The 26,870-nt window shown below is 62.2% G+C and carries 23 protein-coding genes; 13 read left to right on the top strand and 10 right to left on the bottom strand.

Translation table 11 applies throughout. The features are described 5' to 3' along the window. Nucleotides 1-32 precede the first annotated feature (32 nt). Together F8N82_RS27005 and F8N82_RS27010 are read right to left on the bottom strand one after the other, a co-directional pair. The gene (locus F8N82_RS27005) at nt 33-743 is read right to left on the bottom strand and encodes a 3'-5' exonuclease (protein WP_038998368.1); all 711 of its coding nucleotides are present in this window, start codon (nt 741-743) and stop codon (nt 33-35) included. Beyond that, nucleotides 740-2,677 (bottom strand): DUF294 nucleotidyltransferase-like domain-containing protein, encoded by a 1,938-nt coding sequence (locus F8N82_RS27010; RefSeq protein ID WP_038999694.1) that lies wholly within the window; start codon nt 2,675-2,677, stop codon nt 740-742. Before F8N82_RS27010 ends, F8N82_RS27005 begins: the two co-directional genes overlap by 4 nt. A gap of 234 nt (nt 2,678-2,911) precedes the next feature. Here F8N82_RS27010 and F8N82_RS27015 point away from each other — a divergent pair, with 234 nt between their 5' ends. After that, nucleotides 2,912-3,370, top strand: coding sequence for a response regulator (locus F8N82_RS27015; protein ID WP_038998370.1), 459 nt, complete (start codon nt 2,912-2,914; stop codon nt 3,368-3,370). Nucleotides 3,371-3,376: 6 nt separating this feature from the next. Here the strand turns inward: F8N82_RS27015 and F8N82_RS27020 are convergent, their stop codons facing one another. After that, nucleotides 3,377-4,291: an EamA family transporter gene (locus F8N82_RS27020; RefSeq protein ID WP_052251618.1), complete on the bottom strand. Its 915-nt coding sequence runs from the start codon at nt 4,289-4,291 to the stop codon at nt 3,377-3,379. A 181-nt stretch (nt 4,292-4,472) separates the two neighbouring features. Then, nucleotides 4,473-6,650, bottom strand: coding sequence for a malate synthase G (locus F8N82_RS27025; RefSeq protein ID WP_038998372.1), 2,178 nt, complete (start codon nt 6,648-6,650; stop codon nt 4,473-4,475). Between the two features lie 434 nt (nt 6,651-7,084). Between F8N82_RS27025 and F8N82_RS27030 the strand changes: the two genes are divergently transcribed. After that, entirely contained in the window at nt 7,085-7,603 is a 519-nt protein-coding gene (locus F8N82_RS27030; RefSeq protein WP_038998373.1) for a glycine cleavage system protein R, read from the top strand. A 98-nt stretch (nt 7,604-7,701) separates the two neighbouring features. Here F8N82_RS27030 and rarD read toward each other — a convergent pair whose 3' ends face one another. From rarD to F8N82_RS27055, 5 genes are all read right to left on the bottom strand, one after another. Beyond that, nucleotides 7,702-8,589, bottom strand: coding sequence for an EamA family transporter RarD (rarD, locus tag F8N82_RS27035; RefSeq protein WP_038998374.1), 888 nt, complete (start codon nt 8,587-8,589; stop codon nt 7,702-7,704). Between the two features lie 65 nt (nt 8,590-8,654). After that, entirely contained in the window at nt 8,655-9,629 is a 975-nt protein-coding gene (locus tag F8N82_RS27040) for a serine/threonine protein kinase (protein WP_038998375.1), read from the bottom strand. Nucleotides 9,630-9,716: 87 nt separating this feature from the next. Then, nucleotides 9,717-11,618, bottom strand: coding sequence for a PhoX family protein (locus tag F8N82_RS27045; protein ID WP_038998376.1), 1,902 nt, complete (start codon nt 11,616-11,618; stop codon nt 9,717-9,719). A gap of 63 nt (nt 11,619-11,681) precedes the next feature. Continuing rightward, the gene (locus F8N82_RS27050) at nt 11,682-12,446 is read right to left on the bottom strand and encodes a TOBE domain-containing protein (protein ID WP_038998380.1); all 765 of its coding nucleotides are present in this window, start codon (nt 12,444-12,446) and stop codon (nt 11,682-11,684) included. Between the two features lie 59 nt (nt 12,447-12,505). Further along, nucleotides 12,506-13,243, bottom strand: a complete 738-nt coding sequence (locus F8N82_RS27055) for a ComF family protein (RefSeq protein ID WP_095163117.1) — start codon at nt 13,241-13,243, stop codon at nt 12,506-12,508. A gap of 89 nt (nt 13,244-13,332) precedes the next feature. On the opposite strand from F8N82_RS27055, the gene bioB reads away from it, so the two are divergent. The 9 genes from bioB (at nt 13,333) to F8N82_RS27100 (ending at nt 23,609) form a co-directional block, all read left to right on the top strand. Continuing rightward, a complete protein-coding gene (bioB, locus tag F8N82_RS27060) occupies nt 13,333-14,391 on the top strand; it encodes a biotin synthase BioB (protein WP_038998383.1) in 1,059 nt (352 codons plus the stop codon). Nucleotides 14,392-14,398: 7 nt separating this feature from the next. Continuing rightward, entirely contained in the window at nt 14,399-15,571 is a 1,173-nt protein-coding gene (gene bioF, locus F8N82_RS27065; protein WP_038998384.1) for an 8-amino-7-oxononanoate synthase, read from the top strand. Continuing rightward, nucleotides 15,564-16,295, top strand: coding sequence for an alpha/beta fold hydrolase (locus tag F8N82_RS27070; RefSeq protein ID WP_038998387.1), 732 nt, complete (start codon nt 15,564-15,566; stop codon nt 16,293-16,295). Before bioF ends, F8N82_RS27070 begins: the two co-directional genes overlap by 8 nt. Then, the gene (gene bioC, locus F8N82_RS27075; RefSeq protein ID WP_038998390.1) at nt 16,288-17,112 is read left to right on the top strand and encodes a malonyl-ACP O-methyltransferase BioC; all 825 of its coding nucleotides are present in this window, start codon (nt 16,288-16,290) and stop codon (nt 17,110-17,112) included. Before F8N82_RS27070 ends, bioC begins: the two co-directional genes overlap by 8 nt. A 1-nt stretch (nt 17,113) precedes the next feature. Further along, nucleotides 17,114-17,794 (top strand): dethiobiotin synthase, encoded by a 681-nt coding sequence (gene bioD / locus F8N82_RS27080; protein ID WP_038998392.1) that lies wholly within the window; start codon nt 17,114-17,116, stop codon nt 17,792-17,794. 107 nt (nt 17,795-17,901) lie between these two features. Next, on the top strand, nt 17,902-18,198 hold the full coding sequence (locus tag F8N82_RS27085; protein ID WP_038998393.1) for a hypothetical protein: 297 nt from the start codon (nt 17,902-17,904) through the stop codon (nt 18,196-18,198). A gap of 269 nt (nt 18,199-18,467) precedes the next feature. Further along, entirely contained in the window at nt 18,468-20,273 is a 1,806-nt protein-coding gene (locus tag F8N82_RS27090) for a phenylacyl-CoA dehydrogenase (RefSeq protein WP_038998394.1), read from the top strand. A gap of 151 nt (nt 20,274-20,424) precedes the next feature. Beyond that, a complete protein-coding gene (locus F8N82_RS27095; RefSeq protein WP_038998396.1) occupies nt 20,425-21,708 on the top strand; it encodes a GGDEF domain-containing protein in 1,284 nt (427 codons plus the stop codon). 122 nt (nt 21,709-21,830) lie between these two features. Beyond that, entirely contained in the window at nt 21,831-23,609 is a 1,779-nt protein-coding gene (locus F8N82_RS27100) for an acyl-CoA dehydrogenase C-terminal domain-containing protein (protein ID WP_038998398.1), read from the top strand. A 229-nt stretch (nt 23,610-23,838) separates the two neighbouring features. Here the strand turns inward: F8N82_RS27100 and F8N82_RS27105 are convergent, their stop codons facing one another. Further along, nucleotides 23,839-24,762 (bottom strand): LysR family transcriptional regulator, encoded by a 924-nt coding sequence (locus tag F8N82_RS27105; RefSeq protein WP_038998401.1) that lies wholly within the window; start codon nt 24,760-24,762, stop codon nt 23,839-23,841. Between the two features lie 102 nt (nt 24,763-24,864). On the opposite strand from F8N82_RS27105, the gene F8N82_RS27110 reads away from it, so the two are divergent. Next, nucleotides 24,865-25,563 (top strand): MOSC domain-containing protein, encoded by a 699-nt coding sequence (locus tag F8N82_RS27110; RefSeq protein ID WP_038998404.1) that lies wholly within the window; start codon nt 24,865-24,867, stop codon nt 25,561-25,563. Next, entirely contained in the window at nt 25,560-26,840 is a 1,281-nt protein-coding gene (locus tag F8N82_RS27115) for an aspartate aminotransferase family protein (RefSeq protein WP_038998406.1), read from the top strand. The genes F8N82_RS27110 and F8N82_RS27115 overlap by 4 nt, the downstream gene beginning before the upstream one ends. Nucleotides 26,841-26,870 lie beyond the last annotated feature (30 nt).

Below are 26,870 nucleotides of genomic sequence, written 5' to 3' on the forward strand. Positions count from 1 at the left end.
ATCAGACGCAATTCACGCTCATCGGATGATGCTTAAAAGCCATGACTTTGTTGCCGCCGCCTACGCAGGCGCTGCAGCTGCTGATCGAGCAAGGCCGGGCTGTCCAGTTGCTGGCGCCGGGCCTGGCTGAACAGGATCAGCGCAAGCTCAGCGGTGACCATGGCATCGGCGCTGGCGTTGTGCCGTTCGGCAGCCTGCAGGCCGAAGTAGGCGGTCCAGTCATCCAGCCCGGCTTCGCGCAGGGTGATCTGCGGGTTGAGCAGGGGCGCCAGTTCCGCGACATCGAAGAACGGATGCTGCAGGCGATAGCCGAGATGGTCCTTTAGTGCACGGCTGAGCATGCGTTGATCGAACGGCGCATGAAAGGCCAACAGCGGGCTGTCGCCGATGAAGTCCATCAGTTCCAGTAGCGCCTGGGCCGGGTCACAGCCGGCGGCAATGGCGCTGGGCCCCAAGCCGTGGATCAACACACTGGAGGTGAGCTTGTGGTCGCGCTGGTGCAGGGTGCGCTCGAACTGCTGGCTGAAGTCGATGGCGCCGTCTTCGATCACCACCGCGCCAATCGACAGCACCTGGTCACGGTTGAGGTTGAGGCCGCTGGTTTCCAGGTCGAGCACCACCCAGCGCTGCTGGCACAGGCTGTGTTCAGCCAGTGCCGCCGGGGCAGTGAGCTGTTGCACGTGCTGGCGCAGGTGCTCGTCGAGCCGCGGTTGGCTGGGGCGTAGCCAGGCAAACAGGCTCATAGCTGGTACCGCAGGGCCAGGCTGCTTTGCAGGCGTTGGGCCTGGCGCAGGGACTCGCGCAGGATGCGTCGGTCCAGATGGTTGAGGCTGTCGGGATCGACCCGGTTGGAGTACGGCAGGTTTTGCCGGCTCTGCAGTTGATGCTGCTGCATGCGGGTTTGCTGGATGAAGTGGTAGGCCTCTTCATAGGCGGCGCCGTCAAGCGGATCGATCACTTCCTTGGTCACCAGTTGGCGCAAGCGCTCCAGGGTGTTGTTGGCACTGATGCCATTGGCCAGGGCCAGCAGTCGTGCGCCATCGACGAAAGGCGTCAGGCCTTGCACCTTGAGGTCGAGGGTGGCGGCCTTGTCGTTGCCTTGGCGGGTCAGTACGAATTCTCGGAAACGGCCCACCGGCGGGCGCTGGCGCAGCGCGTTGTCGGCCATCATGCGCTGGAACAGGCGGTTGTCGGCCACCTGCTCAAGGATGCTCTGGCGCAGTTGTTCACAGGCTTGTTCGTCGCCCCAAACCACCCGCAGGTCGAAATAAATACTCGAAGCCAGCAGGTTTTCCGGCGTGGCTTCGCGAATGAAGGCGGCAAAGCGCCGTGCCCATTCGGCCCGGGACAGGCACAGCTCGGGGTTGCCGGCCATGATGTTGCCCTTGCACAGGCTGAAGCCACATTGCGCCAGGCCCTGGTTGATGTGCTGGGCCAGCGGCAGCAGGCGCCCGCGGATTTCAGCGGCATGGGCGGCGTCGCGGGCTTCGAAGATGATGCCGTTGTCCTGGTCGGTGTGCAGGGTCTGTTCACGGCGGCCTTCGCTACCGAAGCACAGCCAGCTGAACGGCACGCCCGGGTCGCCCTTGTCTTCGATGGCCAGCTCGATGACCCGGCACACGGTGTGGTCGTTGAGCAGGGTAATGATCTGGGTGATCTGCGTCGACGAGGCACCATGGGCCAGCATGCGTTCGACCAGCTGGCTGATTTCGCCGCGCAGCGACACCAGGTTTTCGACCCGGCTGGCGTGGCGGATGGTGCGCGCCAGGTGCACCAGGTCGACCCGCTGCAGGGAGAACAGGTCACGCTCGGAAACCACGCCACACAGGCGCCGCTCTTCGACCAGGCAGACGTGGGCGATATGCCGCTCGGTCATGGCAATGGCAGCATCGAAAGCACTGGCTTGCGGGCTCAGGTAGAAAGGCGCGGCGGTCATGTGCCGGTTGATCGGCTGAGCGAAGTCGGCGCTGGCATCGGCGACCACTTGGCGCAGGTCGCGCAGGGTGAAGATGCCGATGGGGAAGCGCTGCTCATCGACAATGACAATACTGCCGACCTGTTGCTCGTGCATCAGCCGCACCGCTTCACGCAGCGGCGTTGCCGGATCGCAGACCACCGGATGACGCATGGCCAGCTCACCCAGGCGGGTGTTTAGCGAGTACTGGTTGCCGAGGGTTTCCACCGCGCGGCGCTGGACCTGCTGGTTGACCTGGTCGAGCAGGCTGCTGACCCCGCGCAGGGCGAAGTCACGGAAGGCTTCGGACAGAGTGAACAAACGGATGAACGCAGCCTTGTTCAATTGCAGGCAGAAGGTGTCTTCGCCGGCCAGGTGCTCGGTGCGGGTGGCCCGTTCGCCGAGCAGGGCGGCAAGCGGGAAGCACTCGCCGCTGGTGATTTCGAAAGTGGTTTCGGTGCCTGGGCGGGTGACGTGCTGACGTTCGCCGACGACCCGACCCTGCTTGACGATGTAGAAGTGCTCGACCGGGCCGTCGCTGGGCTTGATGATGCTGTCATTGGCCGCGTAGAAGCGCAGTTGGCACTGTTCGACGAGAAACGCCAGGTGGGCGTTCTCCATCTGGTTGAAGGGTGGAAAGCGTTGCAGAAACTGCATGGTCCCCTGGATGTTCTGCATGACTGCAGTCTTTCCTGCCTGGGCGAAGGCGTCCATTTTGCTCATGAGCATTACCGCGTCTTTGTGTCGAGCTGTGACCATCGACCTTGTTGTTTTCGTTGTTCATGGTCGGTCGCGGGCTGCTCAGTGCCCATTGGACGTAAGTCTATAAATCGCGTCAGGGTGTTGAAGCGTTGCGTCATGTGTCAATTACCCGACGAAAGGCAGGTTGCAACTAATCTGAATGCAGTCTGAACTGATTCAAAGGACATTTTGCAGGTCATTGATGATGAGACAACCATGTCCGACCATGAAGACATACTGAGCGAAGCCGAGCGTGAGGCACTGGCGACGGTGACTGCGCCTGAGACTGCACCGTTGAAAGTGCTCATTGTCGATGATGACAAAGCCAGCCGCGACGCGCTGGCGGCCTATCTATCGAGTCACGGTATTTTCTGCATTACCAAGGGGAGGCCCCAAGCCGCCCTGGCTTGCCTGGACAAGCAGCCGGGGATAGGTGTGCTGATCACCGACTTGCGCATGGCACCTCTGGATGGTCTTGATCTGATTGGCAAGATTCGCAAATCGAAGCGTGCGGAGTTGCCTATCATCATTGTGTCCGGTGATGCCTCGGTCAAGGATGCCATTGCTGCCATGCGCCTGAGCGTTATTGATTTTCTGCTCAAACCCCTGCTGGAAAACGATCTGCAAAAGCTGGTCAGCCTGATCAAGCGCGAGTTGGGTATCCAGGAAAGCTGAGCGTGCTCAGCGAAGAGTTAGCTGGGCTGCTTTGCCGATGAACAGCTCCAGGCGTCTGGCGCTGATGAACAACGCCAGGGCAGTCAGGGTCAGGCCAATGGCCGCCAGTCTGGCGGCGCTGGTTGACTCTTCAAATACCCACCAGGAAATGATCAGCCCGGAGATCGGTACCAGGATCGAGTACGGCGCTATCTGGCTGACCGGGTACTTGTGCATCTGTTTGTTCCAGATCCAGTAGCCCAGCATGGTGGAAACATAGGCCTGGTACATGATCGAAAAGTAGACGGGGGTCTCATAGCCCTTTAGCAGTTGTTCAAAAGGCGTTGAGCCCTGGATCAGGTAGGTTGCCAGGAACAGCGCAGGAATGGCGAACAGGCATGACCACACCAGGAAGGCAAAGGCGTCTTTCAGTCCGCACAGTTTGACAATGATGTTACACAGGCTCCAGCACAGGGCTGCGAGCAGCACGAACAGCACACCGGCCATGGACAGGCTGTCACTGCTGGTGTGGATAACCAGTCCAAGTCCGACAAAGGCCAGGGCAATAGCGCCGAGTTCGACGCGGTTCAGCTTTTCGCCGAAGAACATCACGCCCCAGCCCACGGTAAAGAAGGCACTGAACTGCAGCAGCAGTGAGGCAATGCCGGGATTGACGCCCCAAGCGATGCCGAGGTTGAGCAGCCAGGCCATGCCGGCACCAAACAACAGACCGTACAGGGCGATGAAACCCAACCCTACAGCCTTTGGTTTGCGAAAGAAAAAGATCAGCGGGAAGACGCAGAAGAAAAACCGCAGTGCGGTCAGCATGTAGGGGTCGACTGTACTCAGGCTGGTACCGATGAATGAGAAGTTAGCGCCCCACAACAGGGCGACCAGCAGAATGACCAATACGTCCCTGGTGGCGATCTTGCAAGATGACATCCTTGTCTCCAAAGGCTGGCAAGCGGTAGGTGGCCTGTCATGGTGGGCAATTCAGCCTTGGCGGACTATCAGGTATCGGCATCGGTAGCAGAATTAAAATTCCCCCCACTACGTAGGACCTGCAGGCATAAAAAAACCTCACACCTTTGCGGGTGTGAGGTTTTCTGTGCGGGCTTGCGAATTACAACCCGTTGCGCGCCTTGAACTCGCGACGACGACGGTGCAGCACCGGCTCGGTATAACCGTTCGGTTGCTTGGTGCCTTCGACCACCAGTTCGACCGCCGCCTGGAAGGCGATGTTGTTGTCGAAGTCTGGTGCCAGCGGGCGGTACAGCGGGTCGTTGGCATTCTGCTTGTCGACCACCGGCGCCATGCGCTTGAGGCTTTCAAGAATCTGCGCTTTGCTGACCACGCCGTGACGCAGCCAGTTGGCCAGCAACTGCGCGGAAATCCGCAAGGTGGCGCGGTCTTCCATCAGGCCGACATCGTTGATGTCTGGCACTTTCGAACATCCGACACCCTGGTCGATCCAGCGCACCACGTAGCCGAGGATGCCCTGGGCGTTGTTGTCCAGTTCGTTGCGCTTTTCTTCGTCCGACCAGTTGGTGTCGGTCGCCAGCGGGATGGTCAGGATGTCATCGACCGAAGCCGGGGCACGCTTGGCCAGTTCCGCCTGACGGGCGAACACGTTGACCTTGTGGTAGTGCAGGGCGTGCAGCGCGGCAGCAGTCGGCGACGGCACCCAGGCGGTGTTGGCACCGGCCAGCGGGTGGGCGATCTTCTGCTCGAGCATGTCGGCCATCAGGTCCGGCATGGCCCACATGCCTTTACCGATCTGGGCGCGGCCTTGCAGACCGGTGGCCAGGCCGATATCGACGTTGGAGTTCTCGTAGGCGCCGATCCACTTCTGGGTCTTCATGGCGCCCTTGCGCACCACGGCGCCGGCTTCCATGGAGGTGTGGATTTCGTCACCGGTACGGTCGAGGAAGCCGGTGTTGATGAACACCACGCGCTCGCTGGCCGCCTGGATGCAGGCCTTGAGGTTGACCGTGGTGCGGCGCTCCTCGTCCATGATGCCGACCTTCAAGGTGTTGCGCTTGAGGCCCAGGGCTTCTTCGATGCGGCCGAACAGCTCGTTGGTGAACGCGGCTTCTTCCGGGCCATGCATCTTCGGTTTGACGATGTACATGGAACCGGTGCGGCTGTTCTTGCGGCTGGTGTTGCCATTGAGGTTGTGGATCGACGCCAGGCTGGTGACCAGGCCATCGAGGATGCCCTCTGGCACTTCGTTGCCGTCCTTGTCGAGGATGGCATCGATGGTCATCAGGTGGCCGACGTTACGCACGAACAGCAGCGAGCGGCCGTGCAGGCTGACCTTGCCGCCAGTTGGCGCGGTGTATTCACGATCCGGGTTCATGGTCCGGGTGAAGGTCTGGCCACCTTTGCTGACGCTTTCGGCCAGGTCGCCTTTCATCAGGCCCAGCCAGTTGCGGTAGATCACCACTTTGTCGTCGGCATCGACGGCGGCGACCGAGTCTTCGCAGTCCATGATGGTGGTCAGGGCGGCTTCCATCAGCACGTCCTTGACGCCCGCAGCATCGGTCTGGCCGACCGGGGTGCTGGCGTCGATCTGGATTTCGAAGTGCAGGCCGTTGTGCTTGAGCAGGATCGCGATCGGCGCCGAAGCCTCGCCCTGGTAACCGATCAGTTGGGCGTCGTCACGCAGGCCGCTGTTGCTGCCACCCTTGAGGGCGACAACCAGCTTGCCGTCTTCAATGCAGTAAGCGCTTGAGTCGACATGGGAGCCGGCAGCCAGTGGCGCCGACTCGTCGAGGAAGGCGCGGGCGAAGGCAATCACCTTGTCACCGCGAACCTTGTTGTAGCCTTTGCCTTTTTCCGCGCCGCCGGCTTCGCTGATGGCGTCAGTGCCATACAGGGCGTCGTACAGCGAACCCCAACGGGCGTTGGAGGCGTTCAGGGCAAAGCGGGCATTCATCACCGGCACTACCAGCTGCGGGCCGGCCATGCGGGCGATTTCGTCGTCGACGTTCTGGGTCGAGGCCTGGAAGTCTGCAGCTTCTGGCAGCAGGTAACCGATGTCCTGAAGGAAGGCTTTGTAAGCCACGGCATCGTGAGCCTGGCCTTTGCGTGCCTGGTGCCAGGCGTCGATCTGCGCTTGCAGTGCGTCACGTTTGGCCAGCAGGGCTTTGTTCTTTGGAGCGAGGTCGTTGATGATCTTTTCCGCACCCTCCCAGAATTTTTCGACGCTGACGCCGGTTCCGGGAATGGCTTCGTTGTTCACGAAGTCGAAAAGGACTTTGGCGACCTGAAGGCCACCGACTTGAACGTGTTCAGTCATTGCTTGCCTCACTCTGCTCAGCTATTCAGCTCTTCTATTTAAGCCTTGCGCGCTTCTCTAAACACGGCACCAGTACTTGCCCTCGCGGGCGGCTGGATGCGGCCTGCCAGACAGGCTGGCAGGCGTTGGCGTATTTTCACAGGCGCCTTGGCAGACATCGATCCAACGTTTTGTAGTCCGCGCTGCGGCATACTACATGATGCGCTGCGGTTGTGAAAATTAGACTAAATACGTCGTTCTGCGACCAATTGGTCGCATAGGGTCACGCTGGGAAGCGGTATGTTCTCAAAAAACCGGCAGATTGTTCCAGATAAATCTTGAAACAGTACACGATTAGTCATTCGACGCTCCTGCGGCAGGTTGCCGCGCCTTGCCTATACTTTCCCCGCGCCCTTTGATTTCGGGGCTGAACGTTAAAAGCAGAGGGTTACCGCGTGGATCATCTCGTATTGACAGTGATCGCTCCCGACAAGGCCGGGCAGGTCGAGCGTATCGCTGAATGCATTGCCGAGCATAACGGTAACTGGTTGGAGAGCCGCATGTCGCGGATGGCCGGGCAATTTGCCGGTATTCTCAAGGTAGCGGTGCCGGCTGAGTCCTACGATGAGCTGGTCGAGGCGCTGCAGGCCTTGGGCAAGTACGACATCCGTGTGCTGATCGCCGAAAGCGGCATCGAGCCGTCCTGTACCTGGAAGCCGATCGCCATGGAGCTGGTGGGTAATGACCGCCCGGGTATCGTCCGTGACATTACCCGTCTGCTGGCCGATCAGGGCGTCAACGTCGAGCGCCTGACCACCGAGGTGCGTCCGGCGCCGATGAGCAGCGAGCCGTTGTTCCATGCCGATGCCTTGCTGGCGGTGCCGCTGACGCTGTCGCTGGATGTCCTGCAGGGCAAGCTGGAGGAACTGGCCGATGACCTGATGGTGGAGCTGAAGCTGCGCCCCGAGGATTAGTTATCCCGGTTTATCGGGGATGCGCCTGTGGATAAGCTTGGGAGATGTCGCTACAGGCCAGGGTTCACATAGCCTGTAGCGTGTTGTGTGTTTTTTGATCAGCTGCGTCGGCGCAGGCTCAGCCAGGCGTCCACGCTGTACAGCGCCAGGCCCGCCCAGATGAACATGAAAGCCACCAGGGTGCTGCTCGACAGGTGCTCGTCAAACAACCACACCGCCTGCAGCAGCACCAGGGTGGGCGCCAGGTATTGCAAGAAGCCCAGAGTGGTGTAGGGCAGGTGCCGTGCGGCGGCGTTGAAGCAGACCAGCGGTACCAGGGTGACTGGACCGGCGGCAACCAGCCACAAGGCTTCGCTGCTGGTGTAGAAACTGGCCTGGGCGCTATGGGCCATGGGGTTGAGCAGCATCCAGCCGATGGCCAGCGGCACCAGCATCCAGGTTTCCACCACCAGCCCGGGCAGGGCGGCTACCGGCGCCTGCTTGCGGATCAGGCCATAGAAGCCGAAGCTCAGTGCCAGCACCAAGGATACCCACGGCAGGCTGCCCACTTGCCAGACCTGCTGGGCCACCCCGAGTGCGGCCAGGCCCACGGCAACCCACTGCAGGCGGCGCAGGCGCTCACCGAGTAAAAGCATGCCGAGCAGCACGTTGACCAGCGGGTTGATGTAGTAGCCAAGGCTGGCTTCAAGCATGCGCCCGTTGTTCACCGACCACACGTAGGTCAGCCAGTTGCCGGCGATCAGCGAGCCGCTCAAGGCCAGGATTGCCAGGCGCTTGGGGTTTTCGCGCAGTTCGCGCAACCAGCCCGGATGCTTCCAGACCAGCAGCAACAACGAGCCGAACAGCGCCGACCAGAGCACCCGGTGGACGATGATTTCTACTGCGGGGACGCTTTGCAGCGCTTTGAAGTAGAGCGGGAACAAACCCCAGATGATGTAGGCGCTCAGGCCCAGGATGTACCCGCGACGCGGGTTGGCGGCGTGCATGCAGATTCCTTGCTTAGGCAGCTATCTAAAAGCAGGGGGCTATTGTAGACAGACTCGCGCGCGCTTCAGAACAATTTCAGCGGTTCTTCGTCCAGCGCCGCCATTTGCTCGCGCAGGGCGAGGATCTGGTCGCCCCAGTAACGCTCCTGGCCGAACCAGGGGAAGCTGCGCGGGAACGCCGGGTCGTCCCAGCGTCGGGCCAGCCACGCGCTGTAGTGCAACAGGCGCAGGGCGCGCAAGGGTTCGATCAGCGCCAACTCACGCGGATCGAAATCGTGGAACTCGTTGTAGCCATCCATCAGCTCGGCTAGCTGGCCCAGGCGCTCGTGGCGCTCGCCGGCGAGCATCATCCACAAATCCTGTACCGCCGGGCCCGTGCGGCAGTCGTCGAGGTCGACGATATGAAACACCTCGTCGCGGCACATCATGTTGCCGGGGTGGCAGTCGCCGTGCAGGCGGATGACCTGGTGCGGGGTGTTGGCGTAAATCGCCTCGACCCGCTTGAGCAGGTCGCGGGCCACCGACTCGAAGGCTGGCAGCAGGCTCTTGGGGATAAAGTTGCCTTCAAGCAGGGTGTTCAGCGAGGCGTGACCGAAGTTATCCACTGCCAGTGCTTCACGGTGCTCGAACGCACGGGTGGCGCCAACCCCGTGCAGACGGCCGAGCAACTGCCCGAGGCGATACAGCTGGTCGAGATTGCCCGGCTCCGGCGCGCGACCGCCGCGACGGGGGAACAGGGTGAAGCGAAAGCCGCTGTGTTCGAACAGGGTCTTGCCGTTGTGGATAAGTGGCGCCACCACCGGCACGTCGCATTCGGCCAGTTCAGCGGTAAAGCTGTGCTCTTCGAGGATCGCCGCGTCGCTCCAGCGATCCGGGCGGTAGAACTTGGCGATCAGCGGTTCGCCCCCTTCGATGCCCACCTGATAGACCCGGTTCTCGTAGCTGTTGAGTGCCAGCACCCGGGCGTCGCTGAGAAAGCCGATGCTTTCCACGGCGTCCAGGACCAGGTCGGGGGTGAGTGTTTCAAAGGGGTGGGACATGCTCGCTCCTGCTGTGCGGCAGGTGGCCGCAAGGTTCCTGCATGGTATCGCACATCAGGGCCTCGTGCGGGAGCGGGCTACACAGACTCAAGCCCCAACGATACCGCCATCCTCCCTGCTGATCGCCATCACCGACGAGCGTGGCTTGCCATTGGGCAGGTGCTCGGGAAAGGTCGAACCACCGGTTTCCCCCGGATGCTGGATACCGACGAACACCGTGCGCTGGTCCGGGGCAAAGGCGATCCCGGTCACTTCGCACGCCACCGGCCCGACCATGAAGCGGCGGATCTCACCACTGGCCGGGTCGGCGCAGAGCATCTGGTTGTTGCCCATGCCGGCAAAGTCACCGCTGTTGCTGTAGTCGCCGTCGGTCAGGATCCACAAGCGGCCATCGGCATCGAAGCCCAGGCCATCAGGGCTGTTGAACATGTTCTGCGGGGTGATGTTGGCGGAGCCGGCCTTGGCATCGCCGCCATGTACGGACGGATTGCCGGCCACCACGAACAGATCCCAGGCGAAACTCATCGCGCCATGGTCATCGGTGTTTTCGCGCCAACGCAGGATTTGCCCGTAGAGGTTCTTCTCGCGCGGATTGGGGCCGCCGACCGGCTGGCCGTCTTCACCGCGTTTGATGTTGTTGGTCAGGGTGCAATAGACCTGGCCGTCCTTGGGGCTGACCACGATCCACTCCGGGCGGTCCATGCGCGTGGCCTTGAGATGGCTGGCGGCCAGGCGCGCATGGATCAGCACCTGGGCCTGGCTGGCAAAACCGTTGGCGGCGTTGAGGCCATTCTTGCCATGGGTCAGCTCCAGCCATTGGCCCTTGCCGCGCGGATGATCAACGTCGTGGTCGCTATCGTCGAAGCGCGCTACATACAAGGTGCCATGGTCCAGCAGGTTGCGGTTGGCGTTGGGGTTCTTGTGGTCGATGCGCTCACGGCTGATGAACTTGTAGATGAACTCGCCACGCTCATCGTCGCCCATGTACACCACGGCGCGGCCGTCGCGGGTTTCGGCCAGGGCGGCGTTCTCGTGCTTGAAACGGCCAAGGGCAGTGCGCTTGACCGGCGTCGATTGCGGATCGAACGGATCGATTTCCACCACCCAGCCATGACGGTTCAGTTCGTTGGGGTTCTTGGCCAGGTCGAAGCGCGGGTCGTGCTGGTGCCAGTCGACCTCCTTGCCGGTGAGCGAGGCACCGTAGCGCTTCTGTGCGGCGTCGAAGGCCTGGGATGAATCGCTGCTGGCGAAGCAGTCGGTGAAGTTCTCTTCGCAGGTCAGGTAAGTACCCCACGGCGTCTTGCCGTTGGCGCAGTTCTGGAAGGTGCCCAGCGCCTTGCGCCCGCTGTTGTCGGCCGCGGTTCTGAGCAGTGCATCGCCGGCGGCCGGGCCACTCAGGTTGATGGGCGTGTTGCCATGGATACGCCGGTTGTAGGGTGAGTCCTGGACGAACTGCCACTGGCCATCACGGCGCCGCACTTCGATCACCGACACCCCTTCGGCGGCCTGGGCCTTGTGCACCTCTTCGGCAGAGGCCGGTTTGCCGCCATGGCTGAACAGGTAGCGGTAGTTGGTGTACTCGTTGTTGATCGCCATCAGCGCGCGGTTGTCGTCGCCGGGGAAGGGGAACAGGCTCATGCCGTCGTTGTGGTCACCGAACTGCAGTTCCTGGGCCTGGGCGCTGCCCTTGCCGGAAGGGTCGAAGGCCGGGGCGTCGGCATGCAGCGGCTGGCCCCAGCTGATCAATACCCGAGCCTGGTAGCCTGGCGGCAGGGTGATACTGTCGGCGGTGGCGGCAGGGATACTGGCAAAGCCTAGCAGGCTGCTGTTGCCGGCGCTGACGCTGGCTGCCAGGACGCTGCGGCTGAGCAGATTGCCGCCGAGAAACAGCGCCGCGCCGCACAGGGCGCCGGCGCCGATGAAGCGGCGGCGGCTGAGGCTGGTCAGGTGTTCGAGGTCGGTTGGCTGGTGTTCTTCTAATAGGTGCATGACAGGCTTCCTGCGGGTTTGGCAGTCACCTTAGTCAGGGCGCATGACGGTTTTGTGGCAGTTTTACAACGGCGTTCCGAGAAGCACATAGGAAGGCTGGAATTGCACCTGCAGGTCGTTGCCTACAACGACCTTATTGTCCTTCAGCCAGCGGGCCTCGGCGAAGGCACACAGGGTTTGCCCGCTGGCCAGGGCCAGGCGCACTTCGGTGGGGCCTTCGGTGCCGTCAAGCAAGGCATCGACCTTGACCGGCAAGCAGTTGTAGCCCTCGGCAGGCTGCTGACCGAGGCCCAGCAATTCCAGCCAGCCCGCCTTGATCAGCGCTACTACGGCGGTACCCGGGCTCAGTTCCAGGCGCTCGGTGCTGTCGTGGGTGATCTCGGCATCGATGCGCAGATCGCCCGCCAGGGTCAGGTTGATACGGTCATAACGGCCCTGGGCCTCGATCGAGCGGATGCGCCCGTGCAGCTGGTTGCGCGCGCTGGTGCGTAGCATCAGGCGGCCGAGCAGGTCGAGATCGCTGGCGTCTTCGGCGGCTTCGAGGATCTGTGCCTGCAGGGCCTGCAAACGCTGGTACAGGCGCAGCACCCGCTGCCCTTCGGCGGACAGTTTTGCCCCGCCACCGCCACGACCGCCGACACTGCGCTCGACCAGCGGGCTGGCCGCCAGGTTGTTGAGTTCGTCGATGGCATCCCAGGCCGCCTTGTAACTCATGCCGGCGCTTTTTGCCGCACGGGTGATCGAGCCTTGTTCGGCAATGTGTTGCAGCAAGGCAATACGCTGCGGGCGGCGGACGATGTGCTGAGTGAGCAGGGCAGGCAGAGACATAAGCGGTAACGGGCACCTGAAAGGAAACAGCCCGAAAGTGCCCGCACCCCGCGTTCAAGTCAAGCGCTGCCGGGCTTGGCGGTCCGCGCCAGACAGTAGACATCGACTCGCCGCGCACCCGCCTTGAGCAGCAGGCTGGCCAACGCCTGGGCGGTGGCGCCAGTGGTCAGCACATCATCCACCAACGCTACATGGCGCCCGGCAATCAGGCTGCTGTCGTGCATGGCGAAAGCCTGGCGCAGGTTGCGTTTGCGGGCCTGGGCCTTGAGGCCTTGCTGGGCCGGGGTATCGAGGGTGCGGCTGAGCACCTGCTCGCTGCAGCCTATACCCAGCTGTTGCGCCAGCCATTTGCCGAGCATGCCCGCCTGGTTATAGCCGCGTTGGCGCAAACGCCGCCGTGACAGCGGTACCGGCAGCAGCAGGGTGGGGCGCGGCAACCCTTCGTCGAAGCGGTGAATCAGCCAGCGCCCGAGCAGTTGCGCCAGCAGGCGGCCCAGCGGCCACTGGCTGTTGTGCTTGAAACGGGTCACCAGCGCATCGACCGGAAAGCCGTAATGCCAGGGCGCCTCGACTCGATAGAAAGCCGGCGGGCGCCGGCTGCACTGGCCGCAGACCAGGCCGTGCATGGGCAGCGGCAGGGCACAGACCTGGCAATGCTCATTCAGCCAGGGCAGTTCGCTTTCGCAGGCGACACACAGTGGGTAGGGCTGCTCGGCCGCTTCATTGCAGAGTAAACAGATATGGTTATTTAATAGCCAGTTGTAAACCTTGATTTTGACTTGTGGTTGACAGTGCATCAGCCTTCCTTAACTATGCGAGCTATCCGTGATGCGCTGGCGGGGTTTCCTGTGCCGGCGCTTGTACAAGCCTAAACAAGGAATCGCCGATGAGCGCCAGCACAACTGCAACAACACGTCACGACTGGTCCCTGGCCGAGGTCAAAGCCCTGTTCCAGCAACCGTTCAATGACTTGCTGTTCCAGGCGCAAACCGTGCACCGCGCGCATTTCGACGCCAACCGCGTGCAGGTCTCGACCCTGTTGTCGATCAAGACCGGCGCCTGCCCGGAAGATTGCAAATATTGTCCGCAGTCCGGCCACTACAACACCGGGCTGGAAAAACAGAAACTGATGGAAGTGCAGAAGGTCCTCGAAGAAGCCGCCCGGGCCAAGGCCATCGGCTCGACCCGCTTCTGCATGGGCGCCGCCTGGAAGCACCCGTCGGCCAAGGACATGCCCTACGTGCTGCAGATGGTCAAAGGGGTCAAGGCCATGGGCCTGGAAACCTGCATGACCCTGGGCAAGCTCGACCTGGAGCAAACCCAGGCGCTGGCCGAGGCCGGACTGGACTACTACAACCACAACCTCGACACCTCGCCGGAGTTCTACACCAGCATCATCACCACCCGCACCTACAGCGAGCGCCTGCAGACGCTGGCCTACGTACGCGATGCCGGGATGAAGATCTGCTCGGGCGGCATCCTCGGCATGGGTGAGTCGCTGGACGATCGCGCCGGGCTGTTGATCCAGCTGGCCAACCTGCCGGAGCACCCGGAGTCGGTGCCGATCAACATGCTGGTAAAAGTTGCCGGCACTCCGCTGGAGAACGCCGAAGAAGTCGACCCGTTCGACTTCATCCGCATGCTTGCCGTGGCCCGGATCCTCATGCCCAAGTCCCACGTACGGCTGTCCGCAGGGCGGGAGGCGATGAACGAGCAGATGCAGGCCCTGGCCTTCTTCGCTGGTGCCAACTCGATCTTCTACGGCGAGAAACTGCTGACCACCGCCAACCCGCAAGCCGACAAGGACATGCAACTGTTCGCGCGCCTGGGCATCCAGCCTGAAGCCCGTGAAGAGCACGCTGACGAAGTCCATCAGGCCGCCATCGAGCAAGCCCTGGTGGAACAGAAGAGCAGCGAGCTGTTCTACAACGCCGCCTTGGCCTGAGGCGCGCATGGCTTTTGATCTTCGCGCGCGGCTCGAGCAGCGCCGCGCTGCTGACCTGTACCGCCAGCGCCCGCTGCTGCAAAGCCCGCAGGGCCCGGAAGTGGTGGTCGATGGCCAGCCGTTGCTGGCGTTCTGCAGCAACGATTACCTGGGCCTGGCCAACCACCCTGAAGTGATCGCCGCCTGGCGCGCCGGAGCTGAACGCTGGGGTGTTGGCGGCGGTGCCTCGCACCTGGTGATCGGCCACAGCAGCCCACATCACGCGGTGGAAGAGGCCCTGGCCGAGCTTACCGGGCGGCCGCGAGCGCTGTTGTTTAGCACCGGTTACATGGCCAACCTCGGTGCCTTGACCGCGCTGGTCGGGCAGGGCGATACGGTGCTGCAAGACCGCCTCAATCACGCCTCGCTGCTCGATGCCGGGCTGCTCAGCGGTGCGCGTTTCAATCGCTACCTGCACAACGATGCCCAAAGCCTGGCCAATCGCCTGGACAAGGCCGTCGGCAACTCCCTGGTGGTGACTGACGGGGTGTTCAGCATGGACGGTGACCTGGCCGATCTACCCGCCCTGGCTGCGGTAGCCAATGCCCGCGACGCCTGGCTGATGGTCGACGACGCCCATGGCTTCGGCACTCTGGGGCGCAATGGTGGCGGCATTGTCGAGCATTTCGGCCTGAACCTTGAACAAGTGCCGGTGCTGATCGGTACGCTAGGCAAGGCTTGTGGTACTGCGGGTGCTTTTGTCGCCGGCAGCGAAGAGCTGATCGAGTGTCTGATCCAGTTCGCCCGGCCCTACATCTATACCACCAGCCAGCCACCGGCCCTGGCCTGCGCCACCCTGCGCAGCCTGGAGCTGCTGCGCAGCGAACACTGGCGCCGTGAGCACCTGGCGGCGTTGATTGAGCAATTTCGCAGCGGCGCCGAGCAGATCGGCCTGCAACTGATGGACAGTTTCACGCCGATCCAGCCGATCCTGATTGGCGACAGCACCCGCGCTTTGCGCCTGTCGCAGATGCTGCGCGAGCGCGGCCTGCTGGTGACCGCGATCCGTCCGCCAACGGTACCCACCGGCAGCGCGCGCCTGCGCGTGACCCTGAGTGCGGCGCACAGCCCGGCGCAGGTGCAGCTATTGTTGAATGCATTGGCTGACTGTTATCCGCTGCTGGAGCCTGCTGATGCGTAACCATCTGATCCTGTTGCCGGGCTGGGGCCTGGGCATTTCCGCCTTGCAACCGCTGGTGGCGACCCTGCGAGCCATCGACCCCGGTTTGCAGGTCGAGATCCAGGCCTTGCCCGGCCTGGTGTCCAGTAACCCCGAAGACTGGCTCGACAAGCTCGATCGGCAACTGCCGCGCCATGCCTGGCTGGGGGGCTGGTCGCTGGGCGGCATGCTCGCCGCAGAACTGGCCGCCCGGCGCGGTGATGACTGCCATGGGTTGATTACCCTGGGCAGCAACCTCAGTTTCGTCAGCCGCCCGGACTGGCCGCACGGCATGGCGGTGGATACCTTCCAGACCTTCCTTGAAGGTTGCCGCTATCACACCCAGGTCACCCTGAAACGCTTTGTTTCGCTGTGCAGCCAGGGCGCTGAAGAGCCGCGCAGCCTGGCCCGTTTGCTCAGCGCCAGCCTGCCGGCTCCCGCTCCGGAGCAACTGGTGGCCGGGCTCGAAGTGCTCGGCCAGCTCGATACCCGCGCCGCGCTGCAGCGCTACGGTGGCCCGCAGTTGCACCTGTTTGCCGGCCGTGACGGCTTGGTGCCGGCCGAAGTTGCCGGCGAGTTGCTGGAAATACTGCCCGACGTGGAAGTCGGGCTGCTGGAAGACAGTGCTCATGGTTTTGTGATGGAAACACCTCATGAGTTGGCGGCAGCAATCAAGGCCTTTGTACATGAGAGTGGCGATGACTGATCTTTCTCTGCCGGGCCTGCCCGGCGCCTTACCCGATAAACGTCAGGTTGCAGCGTCGTTCTCCCGTGCTGCCGCCAGCTACGATAGCGTTGCCGAACTGCAACGGGCGGTGGGCAGTGCGCTGCTTGAGCAGTTGCCCGGTGTATTCGAGCCGCAACGCTGGCTGGACCTGGGCAGTGGTACCGGCTACTTCAGCCGTGCCCTGAGCAGCCGTTTTCCCCAGGCCGCCGGTGTTGCCGTGGACATTGCCGAAGGCATGCTCCAGCACGCCTGGGAGCAGGGCGGGGCGTCTTACCATGTGGCTGGCGATGCCGAGCGCTTGCCGCTGCGCAGCGCCAGTGTCGAGTTGATCTTCACCAGCCTGGCGGTGCAATGGTGCGGTGATTTTCGCGCCGTACTCAGCGAGGCCGGGCGTGTGTTGCAACCGGGCGGGGTACTGGCTTTTGCCAGCCTCTGCGTCGGCACCCTGCATGAGTTGCGCGAAAGCTGGCAGGCGGTCGATGGCCTGGTACACGTCAATCGTTTCCGGCGCCTTGAAGACTATCAGCGCCTGTGTGGCGAAAGTGAGCTGCAGGTGTTGAACCTGGAGGCTCGGCCCCATGTGCTGCACTACCCGGATGTGCGCAGCCTGACCCACGAACTCAAGGCCCTCGGCGCTCATAATCTCAACCCCGGCCGCCCGGCTGGCCTGACCGGACGGGCGCGGATGCAGGGGCTGTTACAGGCCTATGAGCGCTTCCGTCAGCCTCAGGGACTACCGGCGACCTATCAGGTGGTCTACGGTGTACTGCAAAAGCCGCCGGTAGAAGGGGATTGAGATGAACCCGGCCTATTTCATCGCAGGGACCGACACCGACGTCGGCAAGACCACCATCGCCGCCGGGCTGCTGCATGCCGCGCACCTGGCCGGCCTGAGCACCCTGGGTGCCAAGCCGGTGGCTTCCGGTTGCGAGGCCAGCAGCAAAGGCCTGCGCAATGCCGATGCCATGGCGCTGATCGCCGAAAGTTCGCTCAAACTGCCCTACGAGCAGGTCAACCCGTTCGCCTTCGAACCGGCCATTGCCCCGCACCTGGCTGCACGGGAGGCCGGTGTCGCCCTGAGCGTGCACGCCTTGTTGGCGCCCATGCGTGAGGTGCTGAACCAAGGCGCTGATTTCACCTTGATCGAAGGCGCCGGAGGCTGGCGCGTACCGCTGTCCGACCAAGCCAATCTGTCGGACCTGGCCATTGCCCTGAAGCTGCCGGTGATCCTGGTGGTCGGTGTGCGTCTGGGCTGCATCAACCACGCCTTGCTCACTGCCGAAGCCATCGCCCGCGACGGCCTGCAACTGGCCGGCTGGGTTGCCAACATCGTCGACCCGCGCACCTCGCGCCTGGAAGAAAACCTGGCCAGCCTCGCCGAGCGTTTACCGGCACCCTGTCTTGGCCGGGTGCCGAAACTCAAGCAGGTAAGCGCTCAAGCCGTGGCCGCGCACCTGCAACTGGACCTGCTGGACTGACACTCGTCTATCATAAGGCAAAGTGCTATTAGTGTTTTCAACGGGTCTTTTGCCGGCAAGTCTGCTTCAATAGAGGCTGTTCGCTTTCAGCGTCATGGAGTTTCGACATGGAAATCTCGGGCAACTCAGCATATTACGCAGGGCTCGGCGCCATTCAGGCCGGGCAGAACCGCGTCGATCAGGCCGCCAGCCAGATCGCCAACACCACCGTCGAGCGTGCCGCCACCAGCCAGTCCAGCGACTATCAGGCCGAGCGCCTGCGCGCGGTCGATCGCAGCCAGCAGATGGACCTGGCTACCAGCAGCGTCGAGATGGCGCTGGGCAAGCATCAGGTCGAATTAGGTGTCAAAGTGGCCAAAGCATCGGACGAAATGCTCGGTACCCTGATCGACACTTACGCCTGACCCCCTTCGGCTCGCTCTCTGCGAGCCTTCAACTAGTCTTTATGTATCAGCGCTTTGGCCTTGTTGGCCGGCGCTCGGCTGCGCGTTTGCGGGGCATTTTGCCAAGGCAATCGCGCAGTCTGGCATGGCCGAACTGCCCTCTGCTTGATGCTTGACAAGTTTTCGGCGTAAACGTATGTTTCAAACAACTGTTTGACCGAAAGCCGCCTAGAGCTGGTCGGTATATTGCGGTCTCCCTATCCAGGATTCATCAGCAGAGGTTCATCGCTATGCCTGATTACAAAGCCCCCTTGCGTGATATTCGCTTCGTTCGTGACGAGCTGCTCGGCTACGAAGCGCATTATCAGAGCCTGCCGGCTTGCCAGGACGCTACCCCGGACATGGTTGACGCCATCCTCGAGGAAGGCGCCAAGTTTTGTGAACAGGTACTGGCCCCGCTGAACCGTGTCGGTGACCTGGAAGGCTGCACCTGGAGCGAGTCGGGCGTGAAAACCCCGAGCGGTTTCAAGGAAGCCTACAAGCAGTTCGTCGAAGGCGGTTGGCCGAGCCTGGCCCATGACGTCGAGCACGGCGGTCAGGGCCTGCCTGAGTCGCTGGGCCTGGCAGTCAGCGAAATGGTCGGCGAGTCGAACTGGTCCTGGGGTATGTACCCTGGCCTGTCCCACGGCGCGATGAACACCATCTCCGAGCATGGCACCGCCGAGCAGCAGGAGACCTACCTGACCAAGCTGGTTTCCGGCGAGTGGACCGGCACCATGTGCCTGACCGAGCCACACTGCGGTACTGACCTGGGCATGCTGCGCACCAAGGCCGAACCTCAAGCTGACGGTTCCTACAAAGTGACCGGCACCAAGATCTTCATCTCGGCCGGTGAGCACGACATGGCCGACAACATCGTCCACATCGTTCTGGCCCGCCTGCCCGATGCACCGGCTGGCACCAAAGGTATTTCGCTGTTCATCGTGCCGAAGTTCCTGCCGACCGCCGAAGGCACTGTCGGTGAGCGCAACGCCGTTTCCTGTGGCTCGATCGAACACAAGATGGGCATCCACGGCAACGCTACCTGCGTGATGAACTTCGACGCCGCTACCGGTTACCTGATCGGCCCGGCCAACAAAGGCCTGAACTGCATGTTCACCTTCATGAACACCGCTCGCCTGGGTACCGCGCTGCAAGGCCTGGCCCATGCTGAAGTGGCGTTCCAGGGCGGCCTGAAATACGCTCGCGACCGCCTGCAAATGCGCTCGCTGACTGGCCCGAAAGCGCCGGACAAAGCGGCTGACCCGATCATCGTTCACCCGGACGTGCGTCGTATGCTGCTGACCACGAAGGCGTTCGCCGAAGGCAACCGCGCCATGGTCTACTTCACCGCCAAGCAGGTGGACATCGTCAAGTACAGCCAGGACGAAGAAGAGAAGAAGAAAGCCGACGCACTGCTGGCCTTCATGACTCCGATTGCCAAGGCGTTCATGACCGAAGTCGGCTTCGAAGCAGCCAACCACGGCGTGCAGATCTACGGCGGCCACGGCTTCATCGCCGAGTGGGGCATGGAGCAGAACGTTCGCGACAGCCGTATTTCGATGCTGTACGAAGGCACCACCGGCATCCAGGCGCTGGACCTGCTCGGCCGTAAAGTGCTGATGACCCAGGGCGAAGCGCTCAAGGGCTTCACCAAGATCGTGCACAAGTTCTGCCAGGGTAACGAAGGCAACGAAGCGATCAGCGAGTTCGTCGCACCGCTGGCCCAACTGAACAAAGAGTGGGGCGAGCTGACCATGAAGGTCGGTATGGCAGCGATGAAAGACCGCGAAGAAGTCGGTGCCGCTTCGGTGGACTACCTGATGTACTCCGGTTATGCCTGCCTGGCTTACTTCTGGGCCGACATGGCGCGCCTGGCTGCCGAGAAACTGGCTGCCGGCACCAGTGAAGAAGCCTTCTACACCGCCAAGCTGCAGACCGCGCGCTTCTACTTCCAGCGCATCCTGCCGCGTACCCGCACTCATGTCGCAACCATGCTGTCGGGAGCTAGCAACCTGATGGACATGAACGAAGAGCACTTCGGTCTCTCGTACTGATTCAAAGGCTGTAAGGAAAAACGCCTGCCCTCACCGGCAGGCGTTTTTTTTTGCCTTTTGCTTCCTGTGGGAGCGCATTCATCTATTCATGTGCGCTGCCGATACACTAAGGCACAATGCCATTATTGATCTGCCGGGTCGGAGATTACCCTTGTTTCGTTTATCCGCTGTACGCCTGAGCCACTTCCTGCCATCAGTCTGTTTGCTGGTGTCAGGGCTCGCGGCCGCTTATGTGAGAGACCTCAGCGTCTTCTTCACATCGCTGTTCAATGTCCTGCCCACCTTGGTCCTGTTGCTCGGCGGCGCCTACTGCGCCGTGTACCGCCGTCAGCGTGAACTGTTCCTGATGCTCACGGTGTACATCGCCTACTTCCTGCTCGATACCCAGACCGATTTCTACCGTGACAATGGCCGTGTCCGCGAAGACGCGGCGGTGGTGTTCCACCTGGTCTGCCTGTTACTGCCACTGATGTTTGCCCTGTACGGCGCCTGGCAGGAGCGCACCCATCTGTTCCAGGATTTGGTCGCGCGCTTTGCCGTGCTGCTGGCGGTCGGCAGCGTCGCCCTGGGCTTGGAGCAGAGTTTCCCCCAGGCCTTGCTCAGCTGGCTGGCGGAGATCCGCTGGCCGTCATTGCATGGCCAGTGGATGAGCCTGATCCAGTTGGCGTACCCGGTGTTTTTCTGCGCTTTCATCCTGCTGGTAGTGCAGTACTTGCGCCAGCCACGGCCGTTGCATGCGGCCCAGCTAATCGGCTTGATCGGTATCTTCTGGATGCTGCCCAAGACCTTCATCCTGCCGTTCACCCTGAACATCATGTGCAGCCAGGTGATGCTGATGATTGCTGCGGCGGTGTCTCACGAGGCTTATCAAATGGCCTTTCGCGATGAGCTGACCGGCTTGCCCGGCCGCCGCGCGCTCAACGAACGCATGCAGCGTCTGGGGCGCAGCTACGTGCTGGCGATGACCGACGTCGACCACTTCAAGAAATTCAACGACACCCATGGCCACGATGTCGGTGACCAGGTGTTGCGCCTGGTGGCCAGCAAACTGTCCAAGGTCACCGGCGGCGGTAGGGCTTATCGCTATGGCGGTGAGGAATTTGCCGTGGTGTTCGCCGGCAAGAGCATCGAGGAGTGCATGCCGCACCTTGAGGCGGTACGCGAGGTGATTGCCAACTACAACATCCAGTTGCGCAACCAGGACAACCGCCCCCAGGACGACCAGCAAGGGCGCCAGCGCCGCGGTGCATCGGCAGCCTCCAGTGTCTCGGTGACCATCAGTATCGGCGTCAGTGAACGCCTGGCTGATCATCGCTCGCCCGATGAAGTGCTCAAGTCCGCTGACCAGGCCTTGTACAGCGCCAAAGGCGCCGGGCGTAACTGTGTCGTCGCCTATGGGGTTCAGGCAAAGCGTGGTGCTGTACGCATGGCGTGACCGAAATAAACTATATAGTCGCTAGATGACCCTATGTGTCACAAAAGTTGTTCGGTTACACTGCTTCCATAACAGTGATGCGGCCCTGCAGGCCGTCCCCGAGTCTAGTGTGAGAGGTTGCCATGGCTGACTATAAAGCGCCCCTGCGCGATATGCGCTTCGTCCTCAATGAGGTCTTCGAGGTTTCCACGCTTTGGGCACAGTTGCCCGGCCTGGCCGAAGTGGTGGACGAAGACACCGCCCTGGCGGTGCTCGAAGAAGCCGGCAAGGTCACCAGCAAGAGCATTGCGCCGCTGAGCCGCAGTGGCGATGAAGAAGGTTGCCGCTGGGACAACGGCGCGGTGAGCACCCCGGCCGGTTTTATCGAGGCCTACAAGACCTACGCTGAAGGCGGCTGGGTTGGCGTCGGTGGCGACCCGGCCTACGGCGGCATGGGCATGCCCAAGGTTATCTCGGCCCAGGTCGAGGAGATGGTCAACTCTTCCAGCCTGGCCTTCGGCCTGTACCCGATGCTGACTGCCGGTGCCTGCCTGTCGATCAACGCCCACGCCAGCGAAGAGCTCAAGGAAAAGTACCTGCCAAACATGTACGCCGGTATCTGGGCGGGCTCCATGTGCCTGACCGAGCCGCACGCCGGTACTGACCTGGGCATCATCCGCACCAAGGCCGAGCCTCAGGCCGATGGCAGCTACAAGGTCAGCGGCACCAAGATTTTCATCACCGGTGGTGAACACGACCTCACCGAGAACATCATCCACCTGGTACTGGCCAAACTGCCGGACGCGCCGGCTGGGCCGAAGGGGATTTCCCTGTTCCTGGTGCCGAAGTTCCTGGTCAATGCCGATGGCAGCCTGGGCGGGCGCAACCCGGCCAATTGCGGCTCGATCGAGCACAAGATGGGCATCCAGGCCTCGGCCACCTGCGTGATGAACTTCGACGAAGCGGTCGGTTACCTGGTCGGCGAGCCGAACAAGGGCCTGGCGGCGATGTTCACCATGATGAACTACGAGCGCCTCGGCGTAGGTATTCAAGGCCTGGCTTCGGCCGAGCGCTCCTACCAGAACGCTGTCGAGTATGCCCGCGATCGCCTGCAGAGCCGTGCCCCGACTGGCCCGCAAGCCAAGGACAAGGTCGCTGACCCGATCATCGTCCATCCGGATGTGCGACGCATGCTGCTGACCATGAAGGCCCTCAACGAAGGCGGCCGTGCGTTCTCCACCTATGTGGCGATGCAGCTCGATACCGCCAAGTTCAGCGAAGACGCCGAGACGCGCAAGCGCGGCGAAAACCTGGTGGCCTTGCTGACGCCGGTGGCCAAGGCTTTCCTCACCGACCTGGGCCTGGAATCGACGGTTCATGGCCAGCAGGTGTTCGGCGGCCACGGTTACATCCGTGAGTGGGGACAAGAGCAACTGGTGCGCGATGTGCGCATCACCCAGATCTACGAAGGCACCAACGGCATCCAGGCCCTCGACCTGATGGGGCGCAAGGTAGTCGGTAGCGGTGGCGCCCTGTACAAGCTGTTCGCCGACGAAATCCGCCACTTCACCGCCAGCGCCGGCAGCGAGCTGGGCGAATTCGTCAAACCGCTCAATGCCGCCCTGGATACCCTCGACGACCTGACCGCCTGGGTGCTGGACCGGGCCAAGAACAACCCGAACGAAATCGGCGCGGCGTCGGTGGAGTACCTGCAGGCGTTCGGCTACACCGCCTATGCCTACATGTGGGCGCTGATGGCCCGTACCGCCCTGGCCAAGCAAGGCGAGGACGATTTCTATGCCAGCAAGCTGGGCACTGCACGCTTCTATTTCGCCCGTTTGCTGCCGCGTATTCACTCGCTGAGCGCTTCGGTCAAAGCCGGTAGCGAGTCGCTGTACCTGCTGGAGGCGGGGCAGTTTTAAGCGTGATAGTAGTTTGTAAGCATTCTCTTACATGACGTGGTGACTTTTCGCCTCTATCGGAAGATTGGATCCACAGTTAATCTTCTCACATGGACGTAGCGCAGGAAGCGCAAAGTACAGAACACGGACACGAAGGATTCCTGCCAGGATGGCGGGGCGAAAAGGATGTCAGGGAAACAGTCTGCAAAGCCCCGCTTCGGCGGGGTTTTCTTTTGCCCGCGATTTGACCTCAGCCCAGCACATCCAGCGGCGATACCCCGATCTGCCGCGGATCGGCTTCTTCTTCCAGCAGGTTGCGCAGCAGCTCTACCGACGCTTGCTGGCGCTGCGCATCGCGAAACACCAGGCCGATCTTCAGCGGCACCCGCGGTTCGCTCAATGGTTTCCACAGCAGTTGTTGATCATCTTCGACCACTTCCTTGGCGCGCCCCGGCAAGACGGTGGCCAGCGAGGTATGCGCCAGGCTGTCGAGAATCCCGCCCATATTGTTCATTTCCGCCTGCACCTGTGGCCGCCTGCCCAGGTTGGCCAGTTGCGACTGCCAGATCTGGCGCACCTGGAATTCTTCGCCGAGCAGCAGCATAGGCAGTTCGGCAGCCTGCTTGAGCGAGACTTTCTTGAATTCCCGCAAAGGGTGGGTGTTGGGGATGACCAGCTGCAGTTCATCTTCGTACAGCAATAGCCCATGCAGGCCTGGCTGGCGCGGCGGCAGGTAGCTGATGCCGATGTCCAGGCTGCCATTGAGCAGGCGTCGTTCGATTTCCAGGCCCGACAGCTCATAGATCTGCACCACCAGGTGCGGCTGCGCCTTGCGCACCCGGTCGAGCAATTGCGGTACCAGGCTTGGGCGCACGGTTTGCAGGACGCCAATGGCCAGGGTACGCAACGACTGGCCCTTGAAGTTGCGCAACGCCTCGCGGGCCCGCTGCAGGCCATCGAGCAAGGGCAGGGCGTGGTTGTACAGGGTGTGTGCGGCCAGGGTCGGCAGCAGGCGCTTGTTGCCGCGCTCGAACAGGCTGACATCAAGGTTCTGCTCAAGCTGGCGGATCTGCTGTGACAGTGCCGGTTGCGACAGTGACAGGCGCTCGGCAGCCCGGCCGACGTGGCCTTCTTCATACACCGCGACGAAATAACGCAGTTGGCGAAAATCCATAAGTAATACTTATCAAAAATGCTCGAAAAACCAAATGGCCGTTGGCCCGCAAGAAGCCTAGTCTATCCCGTATTCACAAGGTTTACAGGGCCAGAAGGCGCGATGAATACCGTGTATGTGGATGGCGTTTACATAGGCAAGGCAAAAAACCTCGGGCATGGCTTGTTGACTGATATCGATAAGCAGGAGGTTGCAAGACGGTTGTGGTTATGGCCACAGGGGCTGGGTAACGACGAACACGGCGACCCACGCTTTCATACCGGCCCCGAACGGGCCTTGCATCACTACCCGGCCGAGCACTACGCCTGGTGGCGGCAACGTTATCCACAGACCGACTGGCGCGCCCCGGGTTTCGGCGAGAACCTCTCGACCCACGGCCTGGATGAACACCAGGTGTGCCTGGGCGACATGTTCCGCTGGGGCGGGGCACTGTTGCAGATCAGCCAGCCGCGTTCGCCGTGCTACCGCCTGAGCCATCGTTGGGGGCTGCCGAACTTGCCGCAACAGGCGCAGGACAGTGGCCGCTGTGGCTGGTTCTACCGGGTGCTCAAGCCTGGTTTCGTCAGCGCCGACGAGCCTTTTGAACTGATTCAACGCAGTTATCCGGGCCTGACCGTGGCCTGGGCGCTGCGCACTTTTTACCGTGAACCTCTGGAGCATGCAGGTTTGAAAAAGCTGGTGGATTGTCCGGCCCTCTCGTCACGCTGGCGCGATATCGCGATCAAGCGCATGCGCACCGGTCAGGTCGAAGACTGGACCGCGCGCTTGCTTGGCCTGCCGCTCGAGGGGCTGCGTGCATGAACCTGTTCAACCTGCGCCGCCCGGCTCCTGCCGTGGCCGAGCGCAAGAGCGTTCCCACCGTTACTCAGCCTGCAGACGCACTGTCGCGTGAATACCTGATGCCCGCGGTAGAGCGTGCGCCCCAGGTATTCGTCCGCGGCCAGGGCTCATGGTTGTGGGACAGCGAAGGTCACGCGTATCTGGATTTCACCCAGGGTTGTGCGGTCAACAGCCTTGGCCACAGCCCGAGTGTGCTGGTCAAAGCTCTGGGCAGCCAAGCCCAGGCGCTGATCAATCCGGGTGCCGGTTTTCATAACCGTGGCCTGTTGAACCTGGTCAATCAATTGTGCGAAAGCACCGGCAGCGATCAGGCCTACCTGCTCAACAGCGGCGCCGAAGCCTGTGAAGGAGCGATCAAGCTGGCGCGCAAATGGGGCCAGCTGCATCGTAACGGCGCCTATCACATCATCACTGCCAGCCAGAGTTGCCATGGCCGCAGCCTGGGCGCGTTGTCGGCCTCCGACCCGTCGCCGTGCAACCGTTGCGAGCCGGGGTTACCCGGTTTCAGCAAGGTGCCGTTCAACGACCTTGAAGCGCTGCACGCGGCCGTCGATTCGCGCACCGTGGCGATTATGCTCGAACCGATCCAGGGCGAAGCCGGGGTGATTCCGGCGACCCAGGCGTATCTGCAGGGCGTCGAGCGCCTGTGCCGCGAACTGGGCATCCTGCTGATTCTCGATGAAGTGCAGACCGGCGTAGGCCGTTGTGGGGCAATGCTCGCCGAACAGTTGTATGGCGTACGCGCCGACATTCTTACCCTTGGCAAGGGCCTGGGTGGTGGCGTGCCCCTGGCGGCCCTGTTGGCGCGTGGCAGTGCCTGCTGCGCCGAGGCCGGCGAGCTGGAAGGCAGCCATCATGGCAATGCGCTGATGAGTGCGGCGGGCCTGGCAGTGCTGCAAACCGTGCTGGAACCGGGCTTTTTCGAGCATGTGCAGGATTCCGGGCGGCATCTGCGCGACGGCCTCAGTCGTCTGGCCGGCCGCTACGGCCAGGTCGAGGTGCGCGGCCAGGGGCTGCTCTGGGCCTTGCAACTGAGTGAAGACATCGCCGCCGAGCTGGTTCAGGCCGCCTTACACGAAGGCTTGTTGCTCAATGCTCCACAAGCTGACGTGCTGCGCTTTTCGCCAGCGCTGACGGTGAGCAAGGGCAACATCGACGAGATGCTCCTGCGCCTGGCCCGGGCTTTTGCCCGCGTGCACACCGCGCAGCAGAACCAGCGGCGCGAGGCCACTGCCTGATCAATACAGTGCTTTAACGAATTTTCCGAA

It is taken from the genome of Pseudomonas fluorescens, from assembly GCF_902497775.2.
Lineage (GTDB): Bacteria > Pseudomonadota > Gammaproteobacteria > Pseudomonadales > Pseudomonadaceae > Aquipseudomonas > Aquipseudomonas putida_F.